The sequence below is a fragment of the Bacillus sp. FSL H8-0534 genome, from assembly GCF_038005885.1.
GTDB lineage: Bacteria > Bacillota > Bacilli > Bacillales > Bacillaceae_G > Bacillus_A > Bacillus_A pseudomycoides.
Map to the genome: position 1 here is coordinate 4,058,952 of NZ_JBBOUC010000001.1, position 11,544 is coordinate 4,070,495.

Here is an 11,544-nt window from a genome sequence, read left to right on the forward strand (position 1 = left end):
GAGTCCTTCTCTTTTTTTTGCAATTTAAATACAAAAACCATTCTGAAAAAAGAAATCTTCGGTAGTGGGAAAGGGATTTCATTTTTTGTTTGATGTTTTGTGGGTTGTTTTGAGGGTGTGAGGAAATCGAGAGAGTCTAATTAGGCTGTTGGGTAGCATGAGTATCTTACTTCCTGTAAATAGTATGATGAAGGAGGATGAGGGAATGAAGTGGCTTCTTATTCTTTTAATTTTAATCCCTGCTGTTGAAATAACAGTATTAATTGGATCTAGTCATTTAATTGGTATGTGGCCGACGTTTGCTATGATCGTGTTTACAGGTATACTTGGCGCTTATTTAGCAAAACGACAAGGGCTTATAGTGTTGAAGGAGATTCAATTTCGGTTAAATAGAGGTGAAATGCCAGGAGATGCTGTATTAGATGGTATTTTTGTTTTTATAGGTGGACTTCTTCTTTTGACACCAGGATATGTGACGGATGTAATCGGGTTTATTTTTATATTTTCGGTAACACGACAGCCGTTTAAGTTCATGATGATTAAATGGTTAGAGCGGAAAATAAGAAGAAACACGACAATTATTGTACAAAAATAACACTTGAAACAGAAATGTTTTAAGTGTTATTTTTTTGTCGAAATATAAAGTGTATATTTATTCATTTGTAGAAAAAGGAAGAAAAGGGATTGATATTTATGTTGAAAATAGAATAAAAATACAAAGATATTCTCAGTCGTATTATTTTATGCAAAAAACAAGGGAATCCCCCATTTATTAATAGGGAATTCCCTTGCTTATTTTATTGCGAACAACGACTATTGTGGGAAATTTATTTTAATGGTGTGCCTTTAATAAACTTCCATAAATCATGAAATACATGAGCTTTGTGCAATGTGTTTAATAATACTAATGTAACTGGGCCAATAATTAATCCTAAGAAACCATATAGCTTAAATCCAACGAATAACGCAATAAGTGTTGGTAATGGATCGAGTCCGATGTTGGAGGATAACACTTTCGGTTCCATAATTTGTCTTTGAACAATGACAACAATATATAAAATAAGTAGACCAATTGTGAAAGCTGTGTCCCCTGTGAAAAATACATATATAATCCAAGGAACAAAGACTGCTCCCGTTCCTAAATAAGGAAGTAAGTCTACAATTCCTGTAATGATTGCGATTGTGATGGCGTATGGTACGCGCAAAATTAATAGTCCAATTAGTACGATGACGGTGGTCATAGATACAAGTGTGAGTTGTGCTTTTACAAATCCAAATAATGCTTTTCGTAAATCAACAAAAATAGTCTTTCCGTATCCGTGTATGCGATTTGGAAGTAATCGCTTTACTTTATGAGCGAGTGTATGCCAATCAAAACTAATAAAGAAAGTCGCTAATAGGATGAAGACGAGGACTGTTAAAGTTGTTGGGAGTGCACTGATGAAATTTGTTAATCCACTTATAATGGCGGTTAACAGCTCTTTCATTTGCTTTGTTGCTTCCGTTCCTAGATTTTGAATGTTTTGTGTAATTGTATATTGTTGTGATTCACCAAGATGATTAAATTTAGAAATTAAATCATCATATAAAGGCATAATATTATTGAGTGCAAATTGCTGTGCATACTGTACAATTGCTGGAAACTTTTCTGTGACGATTTGTAGTAAGTAAGTTGTGGCGGAAATCGCTTCTGTCACAAGATATGTAACAAGTCCGACGATGGCACCGAACACGAGAATTAAGCTGACGAGTACCGCTAAGGCACGAGGGAATTGTAGTTTTTGATTGAGAAAATTTACGACTGGATTAATCAAATAAGCAAAAGCTAATGCGATGATAAAAGGGTATATAAGACCTGAAACATACAAAAGCGCATAAAACCCAATTGTTGTTGCTAAAATGACAAATATAAGTCGCAATACGATATACAGTGAGTTTCGATTCAAAGGTGCTTACCTCCCATTCCAAATTGTATTTATGTTATAGTGGAATGATGGATTTATCCTGCTATTCACGGGCAGTATGAATTACTTCAAGGTGCGAAGTAATCGGCGCGTAAAAGCTTGACGGTGAAGGCTAATCAATAGTAAATGTTTTCTCTGTACTGATTGACGAGAGCTTCACTTTACCTACTTTTTATTTTACCGGTTTCTTATAAGAAAAGAAAGAAGTGTGCTTTTCTTTCTCGGTAAATATAAAAACAACTTATTTTGGTCTCGTTTAGAGCGTTTAAGGTCTGCTGTATCATCTATATTGATTGATGAATACTCTTGCCTATATCGTGTATAACGATATGTTTAACAGCGATTTACTTTGTAAACAGGTTCATTATTTTCAGAAAGGAAGTGTAATCATGATTAGTCAATCAACGTTATTTTTATTCATACTACTTATTATTGGACTTATTGCTAAAAATCAATCGCTCACTGTAGCGGTTGGCGTTTTATTTTTATTAAAGTGGACGTTTCTAGGAGAGAAAATTCTTCCATATTTACAAACGAAAGGAATTAATCTTGGTGTAACGGTTATTACGATTGCGGTTCTTGTTCCGATCGCTACGGGTGAAATTGGATTTAAGCAGCTTGGTGAAGCAGCTAAATCGTATTATGCATGGATTGCGCTCGCTTCAGGGATAGCGGTTGCTTTGTTAGCAAAGGGTGGTGTGCAGTTATTAACGAACGATCCTCATATTACAACTGCGCTTGTATTTGGAACAATTATTGCAGTTGCATTATTTAATGGAGTTGCTGTAGGACCATTAATTGGAGCTGGAATTGCCTATGCTGTGATGAACATTATACAGATGTTTAAGTGAAAAATTTTATAGTAATATAAAATTTTTGAATTCTTTCCATTCACAAAAGTCAGATAATTGTTTATAATAGAATTAGAAAACATGTAAAGGCTACATAGCAACGAAGACTTACACCAGATAAAATAAAAACAACATAAAATAATTTTCTGCTGACATTGTTTTATGTTGTTTTTATCATAAACTCTTCGAAACTAGTTTTCCTCACCATCTATTGTTCTAAGCGTGAGGATTCGGAGAGAAACTCACGCTCATGCTTTGATAAAGCAATGGAACAACGAGATGGGAACATCACAACAAATTTGCATGATCGTGCATTTTGCTTGCCTAAAGAGTGAACGGGCGTTCATAATTTAGGAGGGAAGCAAACAGATATAAGGGAGCAAGGTTGGGAGAATTTTCAGGAAAAGGAGAGAATGTCATGACTGTTATTCGAGGATTAGAAGGGGTAGTAGCAACAACATCATCTGTGAGTTCTATTATTGATGATACATTAACGTATGTTGGGTATAATATTGATGATTTAGCGGAAAATGCTACGTTTGAAGAAGTGGTATATTTATTATGGCACCGTAAACTTCCTAATGAAGAGGAATTAAATGAGTTAAAAGAAACTCTATCTGAATATTCTAAAGTTCCAAGTGAGATTTTATCATATTTAAAACAAGTAGATTTAAAGATTGCACATCCGATGTCTGTTTTACGAACTGCGATTTCCATGTTATCATTATACGATGAGAGCGCTGAATTAATGGATGAGAAGTCCAATTATTTGAAAGCGGTTAAATTACAGGCTCAAGTAGGGACTCTGGTTGCAGCGTATGCAAGAATTCGTAAAGGTTTAGAAGTGGTTGAGCCACGAAAAGATTTATCATTAGCTGCAAACTTTATTTATATGTTAAATAACCGCGAACCAAATGAAGTGGAAATTGAAGCTTTTGATAAAGCTCTTGTACTTCATGCGGATCATGAATTAAATGCTTCTACATTTACAGCTCGCGTTTGCGTTGCGACACTTTCAGACGTATATTCTGGTATTACAGCAGCGATTGGTGCTTTAAAAGGACCTCTTCACGGCGGAGCGAATGAAAATGTAATGAAGATGTTAAAAGAAATTGGCGAAGAAGAAAATGTAGAATCCTATATTCATAACGCACTTCAAAATAAGGTGAAAATTATGGGATTTGGCCATCGCGTATATGAGCACGGTGATCCTCGCGCGAAACATTTACGTGAAATGTCTAAGAAATTATGCGTGCTTTTAGGGGAAGAGAAATGGTATAATATGTCTATCAAAATCGAAGACATTGTCACAAAAGAAAAAGGTCTTCCACCAAATGTCGATTTCTATTCTGCTTCTGTTTACCATTGTTTAGGAATTGATCATGATTTATTTACACCAATCTTTGCAATCAGTCGTATGTCAGGTTGGTTAGCTCATATTCTAGAACAATATGAAAATAACCGCTTAATTCGTCCGCGTGCTGATTATAATGGACCAACGCACCAACGCTATGTTCCATTAGCACAACGATAAGTTAAAAACACTATTTAGATAGTGGAAATACACTTTCAAAAATCTGATTTTTTCGCAAAGATATAATGATTGGAATATTTTAATTTGACTAACGGTTTGAACTGAGGGTTTTATTCCCTCAGTTTCACACATATGAAATTTCAAACATGGGGGTTATCACAGTGACGACAGGAGAAAAAATTACTGTAACGAATGGTGTTATGAATGTACCAAACAATCCGATTATTCCTTTTATTGAAGGTGATGGAATTGGACCAGATATTTGGGCGGCAGCATCTCGTGTATTAGAAGCAGCTGTTGAAAAAGCTTATGATGGTGAGAAGAAAATCGTTTGGAAAGAAGTGCTTGCAGGGGAAAAAGCATTCAACCAAACAGGTGAATGGTTACCAGAAGAGACGTTAAATGAAATTCGCGAATATTTAATCGCGATTAAAGGCCCACTTACAACGCCTGTTGGTGGCGGCATTCGTTCTCTAAACGTAGCGCTTCGTCAAGAGTTAGACTTATACGTATGTTTACGTCCAGTTCGTTATTTTGAAGGTGTTCCTTCACCTGTAAAACGTCCGGAAGATACTGATATGGTGATTTTCCGTGAAAATACAGAAGACATTTATGCTGGTATTGAATATGCACAAGGATCTCCAGAAGCACAAAAAGTGCTTGAGTTCTTAAAAGAAACAATGGGTGTAAACAAAATTCGCTTCCCAGAAACATCAGGGATTGGTATTAAACCAATTTCAGAAGAAGGAACAAAGCGTCTTGTTCGTGCTGCAATTCAATATGCAATTAACGAAAAACGCTCTTCTGTTACATTAGTTCATAAAGGAAACATTATGAAATTTACAGAAGGTGCTTTCAAAAACTGGGGTTATGAAGTTGCGGAACAAGAATTCGGCGATAAAGTATTCACTTGGTCTGAATATGACCGTATTGTTGAAAAAGATGGTAAAGATGCAGCGAATAAAGCGATGACAGAGGCTGAAGCAGCTGGTAAAATCATTGTTAAAGATTCTATTGCAGATATCTTCTTACAACAAATTTTAACACGTCCACGTGAGTTTGATGTTGTTGCAACAATGAACTTAAATGGTGATTATATTTCTGATGCACTTGCAGCACAAGTAGGTGGCATTGGTATTGCACCTGGTGCAAACATTAACTATGTTACTGGACATGCTATTTTTGAAGCGACACATGGTACAGCTCCAAAATATGCAGGTTTAGATAAAGTAAATCCATCTTCTGTTCTTCTTTCAGGAGTATTATTATTAGAGCATTTAGGATGGAATGAAGCTGCGAAATTAGTAACTGCTTCAGTAGAAAAAACAATTGCTTCAAAAGTGGTAACATATGACTTCGCACGTCTTATGGATGGCGCAACTGAAGTGAAATGTTCCGAATTTGCTGATGCCCTTATTAACAATATGGACTTAGCGGTAATCAAAAACGCATAATTCAAAGTGGGGGAGAAATTATGACAATCAAACGCAAAAAAGTATCAGTCATCGGTGCAGGATTTACCGGAGCAACAACAGCGTTTTTATTAGCTCAAAAAGAGCTTGCAGATGTTGTATTAGTGGACATTCCACAACTGGAGAATCCAACAAAAGGGAAAGCGTTAGATATGTTAGAAGCAAGCCCTGTACAAGGTTTTGATGCTAACATTATCGGCACATCTGATTACGTAGATACTGCTGATTCTGACGTTGTTGTTATTACAGCAGGAATTGCACGTAAACCAGGTATGAGCCGTGATGATTTAGTAGCAACAAACTCTAAAATTATGAAAAGTATTACGAAAGATATCGCAAAACATTCACCAAACGCAATTATTGTTGTGTTAACAAATCCAGTTGATGCAATGACATATTCTGTATTTAAAGAAGCTGGATTCCCGAAAGAGCGTGTTATCGGTCAATCTGGTGTATTAGATACAGCTCGTTTCCGTACATTCATCGCACAAGAATTAAATCTTTCTGTTAAAGACATTACAGGATTCGTTCTTGGTGGCCACGGTGATGACATGGTGCCTCTTGTACGTTATTCTTACGCAGGTGGTATTCCATTAGAAACATTAATTCCTGCAGAACGCTTAGAAGCAATCGTAGAACGTACGCGTAAAGGCGGCGGCGAAATTGTAAGTTTACTAGGAAACGGTAGTGCATACTACGCGCCAGCTGCTTCTTTAGTTGAAATGACTGAAGCGATTTTAAAAGATCAACGCCGTGTATTACCAGCTATCGCATACCTTGAAGGTGAATATGGCTATAGCGACCTTTACCTAGGTGTACCAGTAATTCTAGGTGGTAACGGAATTGAAAAAATTATTGAATTAGAACTTCGTGAAGAAGAAAAAGAAGCGTTAGATCGTTCAGTAGAATCTGTACGTAACGTTATGAAAGTTCTTATTTAATACAAAATATATGTTAGAAAAAGATTCGGGGCCCCGAATCTTTTTCTACTATTTAGAGGATTATTTTTTTAAAATAATATGAAAACGCTATCATTAATTATGTCCTACAATGGGAACATAGACTTATAATATACATTGCCCTCATTATAGTAGCGCTTCGGATAATATATTGCTTTTGGTAGGATAATAAAATAAAAATTGGAGGGGGATTGTAACATGTTAAAGAAAAAAATTCAAATTGGTCGTCGAATGGATGAGATTACAGTAGGAGAAAAGTTATCTATCACTGAAAAAATTGAGGATAAAGATCTGTTATTGTATTTAGGATTAACAAATGATTCAAATCCATTATATATTCAGCATGATTACGCATCCCAAACTCCGTATGAAAAACCAATTGTACCAAGCATTATGTTAACGGGTATGATTACAACGGCAGTTACGAAATATTTACCAGGTCCAGGCAGTCATGTTGTTAGGAAGGACCTGACTTTTGTGAAGCCTGTACATCATTATGAAACTTTGCAAATTCATTTTGAAGTTGTAGCAGTTGCGGGGGAAGAGCATACGATTGATATGCGTGTATTCGCTTATGATGAAAAAGAAGAAGTGGTTGTGAAAGGTGTACTAACAGTAGCGCCGCCTTACAAATCAGCTTCTATTTTAGAAAAAGCATTGGATAATTTTTAATAATGAGTTAGTAAGAGTGTAATGAAAAATAGTGCTAACCTATTATATGCTAGGTTAGCACTATTTTTTTATCCCGCATTAACGGACAGTAACACTCCCACCTCAAAATTCAGCGAAAGCAAAGAAGTTAGGTGGGAGATGAACTGTCCGTAAAAGCCCGATTGGTGAGGGCTAATAATCAGTGGGGGACGAAGAAAACCCCCACTGATTAAAGTTTTACTTTATAGGATCGAATGTAAGTATAACTTAACTGAAAAACCCTTCTGCAAACCCTTCTGAGAAATCAGAGATGCCAGTTTGTAATGTTTCCCAGTTTGAAAAGCCGGCAGTAAAACCAACTACAAATAATAAAGCGAAGCCAGATAATACCCAATTTTTACGATTCATTTTGAATTCGCTCCTTAATAGTTTAATCTTTATATTAAAATTTAATTATATTAATTATTACATTTTAAGGAGATATAAGTCAAATGGATACCTGTTTTTAGCCACGTGGCCAAAGAATAATAAACACACCGACAAGGCAAACAGCTGCACCAGCCCAATCGAACAAATCAGGTGTTTTCTTATCAACCATCCATCCCCATAATAAACTCATGAGAATAAATACACCGCCATAAGCTGCGTATACACGTCCGAAACTAGAAAATACTTGGAATGTGGCAATTACACCATATAAACATAAAATGATTCCTCCTATTAGACCGAACCAGATGGAACCACCTTCTCGTATCCATTTCCAGATGAGATATCCACCACCAATTTCAGCTAGTCCGGCAAGAATGAAAATAACAGCTGCTTTAAACATGAATATGTACCATCGCTTTCTATTAGATATATTTTCCTATATAACTATAGCACAATCAAACTTAGTGAATGGACAATTCTATTGAGAGGGGGATTGTTTTCTAGTATGATGGAAATAGTGGGGAAATACTAGGATGAAGAAGGTTTCAAGTCTATAACTTGGAGGAAGAGAATGAGCAATCGAATTTTAGTTGTTGATGATGAGGAGTTTATTTTAACTTTAATTGAATTCAATTTGCAGCAAGCAGGATTTGAAGTGATAACAGCGATGGATGGTGAAGTTGCGCTTCATAAAGCAACAACGGAACGTCCAGATCTGATTATATTAGATTTAATGCTTCCAAAAATGGATGGTATGGAAGTGTGTAAAGAATTACGTTTGCAGCGTATTATGACACCTATTTTAATGCTAACAGCGAAAGATGATGAGTTTGATAAAGTGTTAGGTCTTGAGCTTGGGGCAGATGATTATATGACAAAGCCATTTAGCCCAAGGGAAGTTGTTGCACGTGTGAAGGCGATTTTACGTCGTACGAAATTGCAAGATGAACCAGTTTCAGAAGTGCAGGATGAAAATAGTATCAATATCTATGATTTAAGAATTTTACCTGAATTTTATGAGGCGTATTTCCAAGGAGAAAAGCTAGAACTAACGCCAAAAGAATTTGAGTTACTTGTATATTTAGCAAGGAATAAGGGTCGTGTATTAACACGTGATCAGTTACTAAGTGCTGTATGGAATTATGATTTTGCCGGCGATACAAGAATCGTCGATGTTCATATTAGTCATTTGCGGGATAAAATTGAAAAGAATACGAAAAAACCAGCGTACATTAAAACAATTCGTGGATTAGGTTATAAATTAGAGGAGCCAAAGGGGGATGAATAAATTTCGCTCGAGGCTTCTCTTTACATTTGTTTCTCTTATTATTCTTATTTTAGTTGGACTAGGAGTACTTTTGGAAACGGTGTTTGAGAATTACTACATCGATCATGCGAAAGACAGAACGGTAAAAGAGGCAAGATATGTTGCTTCATTAGTAGAGGCAGAAGGTATTGATCATGTTCTAAAAGCGCCAAACGTATTTGAGAAATTAGAAGAACAAGTGCCGGTTTCGGTTATATTTACTGATGAAGCGAAGAAAGTCAAATATAGTAAAGGTAAGCAACCTATATTCGACCAAGCGACAATTGAGGAACTTTCCTCTGAAACAGCAAAACAAAAAAATAGAGTGATTACGAAGGAAACAGATGATAAAAATGTATTCCATCATGCGGTGTTTGTTCAAGATGCAGAGGGGAAGCAAGGGTACATCATTCTAAAAAGTACAATTGCTCCTTTGAAAGATGTTCATCAAAAAACGTGGGGATTACTCATTGTAGGGTTTGTGATTGCTTGTCTTGTTGTTGTTTTTCTTGGTGTGAAAATTACAGGTCAATATATTCGTCCGATAGAGTCTGTTACGAAAGTAGCGATTGAATTGGCGAAGGGGAATTATAAAGCGCGTGCTTATGAAAGTCATTCAGATGAAACGGGGATGTTAAGTAAGGCAATCAATATTTTAGCGCGTAATTTACAAGAAATGACGCTAGAGCAAGAAATGCAACAAGATCGTTTACATACACTGATTGAAAATATGGGAAGCGGTATGATTTTAATTGATAGCCGTGGTTATATAAGTCTTGTAAACCGTTCGTATAAAGAAATATTTCATGTAACGGATGAAGAGTATTTAGATCGTTTGTATTATGAAGCATTTCTTCATGCAGAAATCATTGAACTTGTGGAAGAAATTTTTATGACAGAAGTGAAAGTACGCAAGCAAATGCTACTGCCACTTGGTATTGAAAGAAAGCACTTTGAAGTATATGGCGCACCAATTATTGGGACAAATCATGAATGGAAAGGGATTGTTCTCGTATTCCACGATATAACAGAGCTAAAGAAACTAGAGCAAATGCGAAAAGACTTTTTAGCAAATGTTTCACATGAATTAAAGACGCCAATTACTTCTATTAAAGGATTTTCTGAAACGTTACTTGATGGTGCGATGGAAAATCAGCAGTTTTGCGAGCATTTCCTGAACATTATTTTAAAGGAAAGCGAGCGTATGCAAGGCTTAATCGAAGACTTATTGGATCTATCAAAGATTGAACAACAAGGATTTAAGTTAAATATGGGTACTGTTGAGATGAAGGAATTGCTTGAAGAAATTAAAATGGTGCTAGAGAATAAATCACAAGATAAAGAAATTTCCTTACAAGTTGATGTGTTGAGACACGTTTCAGTGATAGGAGATCCGAGCCGATTAAAACAAATCTTTATCAATTTAGTTAATAATGCAATTGTATACACACCAGCCGGCGGGACGGTTTCTGTAGAGTTGTTAGAGGATGAACATAACGCTTATATAAAGGTATCTGATACAGGAATTGGGATTAGTAAAGAAGAAATCCCGCGTATTTTTGAACGTTTTTATCGTGTAGATAAAGCGAGAAGCAGAAATACAGGCGGTACAGGCCTTGGGTTATCGATTGTAAAACATTTAGTAGAAGCCCATCATGGGACAGTTACTGTAGAGAGTGAAGTAGGGGAAGGAACAACATTTACAGTTGCTTTACCGAAATCGGATTTGGAGAAGTAATGATAATGTGCAACCTTTATCCCGCTATTCGCGGGCAGTAAGACCCCCACCTCAAAGTTCAGCAAAAGCAAAGAAGGTAGGTGGAGTCGGACTGCCCGTAAAAGCCCGATTGGTGAGGGCTAATAATCAGTGGGGTATGGAAAAACCACTGATTAAAGTTTCACTTTATTGGATGAGAGCTATATAAATCTATTTTGATTTTTCGATATATAAGTCGTTGATATGAAAAAGGTGACCTACACTCGTTTTTTCTCTCTGCTTTAACTTGGCATGGAGCAGGAAGAGGGTCTGACCGCTTCTATGCATGGCCGGATACTCTCTCTCGCCTAAAAAGAAAGGGTTTATGTCGGTTTCTTAATTTGGATTTATATAGTAAACGTTTGAACGGGATATATTTACATTATATTAACAATAGCTTCATTAAATATTAATAAAGTCCTGTTAATATAATACATGAAAACCCCTTCATCCAAGGAGTAATTTTGGACGAGAATAGGTGCTCTATTCTCGTCACTTCCCTTTTTGTGAAACTATAATATCTTTGTTTTTGAAATATCTCTATGTAACTTATATCAAAGTGTTATATCAATACGATAAGGTTATTTTAATTCATGAGATATTGTGACAGCATCTCCATTTT

Annotated in this window: 11 protein-coding genes; 8 read left to right on the forward strand and 3 right to left on the reverse strand. The window is 36.0% G+C overall.

The features are described from left to right. The first annotated feature begins 205 nt into the window (after positions 1–205). Positions 206–595, forward strand: a complete 390-nt coding sequence (locus MHH71_RS20645; RefSeq protein ID WP_033799145.1) for an FxsA family protein — start codon at positions 206–208, stop codon at positions 593–595. Between the two features lie 232 nt (positions 596–827). Here the strand turns inward: MHH71_RS20645 and ytvI are convergent, their stop codons facing one another. Beyond that, entirely contained in the window at positions 828–1,946 is a 1,119-nt protein-coding gene (ytvI, locus tag MHH71_RS20650) for a sporulation integral membrane protein YtvI (RefSeq protein WP_018764463.1), read from the reverse strand. Positions 1,947–2,353: 407 nt separating this feature from the next. Here ytvI and MHH71_RS20655 point away from each other — a divergent pair, with 407 nt between their 5' ends. The 5 genes from MHH71_RS20655 to MHH71_RS20675 all read left to right on the forward strand — a co-directional run bounded on the left by MHH71_RS20655 (position 2,354) and on the right by MHH71_RS20675 (position 7,452). Beyond that, positions 2,354–2,815: a DUF441 domain-containing protein gene (locus MHH71_RS20655; protein WP_003200968.1), complete on the forward strand. Its 462-nt coding sequence runs from the start codon at positions 2,354–2,356 to the stop codon at positions 2,813–2,815. A gap of 385 nt (positions 2,816–3,200) precedes the next feature. After that, complete coding sequence (gene citZ, locus MHH71_RS20660; protein ID WP_003200970.1) at positions 3,201–4,349, forward strand: citrate synthase; 1,149 nt, start codon at positions 3,201–3,203, stop codon at positions 4,347–4,349. 161 nt (positions 4,350–4,510) lie between these two features. After that, positions 4,511–5,803 carry an NADP-dependent isocitrate dehydrogenase gene (gene icd / locus MHH71_RS20665; RefSeq protein WP_018764461.1) on the forward strand — a complete coding sequence of 431 codons (1,293 nt, stop codon included), beginning with the start codon at positions 4,511–4,513 and terminating at the stop codon, positions 5,801–5,803. Positions 5,804–5,823: 20 nt separating this feature from the next. Continuing rightward, entirely contained in the window at positions 5,824–6,762 is a 939-nt protein-coding gene (gene mdh / locus MHH71_RS20670; protein WP_006096176.1) for a malate dehydrogenase, read from the forward strand. Between the two features lie 216 nt (positions 6,763–6,978). Further along, on the forward strand, positions 6,979–7,452 hold the full coding sequence (locus tag MHH71_RS20675) for a MaoC/PaaZ C-terminal domain-containing protein (RefSeq protein WP_006096177.1): 474 nt from the start codon (positions 6,979–6,981) through the stop codon (positions 7,450–7,452). A 246-nt stretch (positions 7,453–7,698) separates the two neighbouring features. Here the strand turns inward: MHH71_RS20675 and MHH71_RS20680 are convergent, their stop codons facing one another. Further along, a complete protein-coding gene (locus MHH71_RS20680) occupies positions 7,699–7,839 on the reverse strand; it encodes a hypothetical protein (protein ID WP_003200980.1) in 141 nt (46 codons plus the stop codon). Between the two features lie 97 nt (positions 7,840–7,936). Next, positions 7,937–8,260 (reverse strand): YnfA family protein, encoded by a 324-nt coding sequence (locus MHH71_RS20685; protein ID WP_006096178.1) that lies wholly within the window; start codon positions 8,258–8,260, stop codon positions 7,937–7,939. A 171-nt stretch (positions 8,261–8,431) separates the two neighbouring features. Here MHH71_RS20685 and MHH71_RS20690 point away from each other — a divergent pair, with 171 nt between their 5' ends. Next, positions 8,432–9,148 (forward strand): response regulator transcription factor, encoded by a 717-nt coding sequence (locus MHH71_RS20690; protein WP_003200984.1) that lies wholly within the window; start codon positions 8,432–8,434, stop codon positions 9,146–9,148. Beyond that, positions 9,141–10,904, forward strand: coding sequence for a two-component system histidine kinase PnpS (gene pnpS, locus MHH71_RS20695; RefSeq protein WP_033799146.1), 1,764 nt, complete (start codon positions 9,141–9,143; stop codon positions 10,902–10,904). Before MHH71_RS20690 ends, pnpS begins: the two co-directional genes overlap by 8 nt. Positions 10,905–11,544 lie beyond the last annotated feature (640 nt).

Excerpts from the sequence above, each read along its gene's own strand:
- MHH71_RS20645 (WP_033799145.1), top strand. The coding sequence starts at position 206 with ATGAAGTGGCTTCTTATTCTTTTAATTTTAATCCCTGCTGTTGAAATA.
- MHH71_RS20655 (WP_003200968.1), top strand. The coding sequence starts at position 2,354 with ATGATTAGTCAATCAACGTTATTTTTATTCATACTACTTATTATTGGA.
- mdh (WP_006096176.1), top strand. The coding sequence starts at position 5,824 with ATGACAATCAAACGCAAAAAAGTATCAGTCATCGGTGCAGGATTTACC.
- MHH71_RS20675 (WP_006096177.1), top strand. The coding sequence starts at position 6,979 with ATGTTAAAGAAAAAAATTCAAATTGGTCGTCGAATGGATGAGATTACA.
- MHH71_RS20680 (WP_003200980.1), bottom strand. The coding sequence starts at position 7,839 with ATGAATCGTAAAAATTGGGTATTATCTGGCTTCGCTTTATTATTTGTA.
- MHH71_RS20685 (WP_006096178.1), bottom strand. The coding sequence starts at position 8,260 with ATGTTTAAAGCAGCTGTTATTTTCATTCTTGCCGGACTAGCTGAAATT.
- MHH71_RS20690 (WP_003200984.1), top strand. The coding sequence starts at position 8,432 with ATGAGCAATCGAATTTTAGTTGTTGATGATGAGGAGTTTATTTTAACT.
- pnpS (WP_033799146.1), top strand. The coding sequence starts at position 9,141 with ATGAATAAATTTCGCTCGAGGCTTCTCTTTACATTTGTTTCTCTTATT.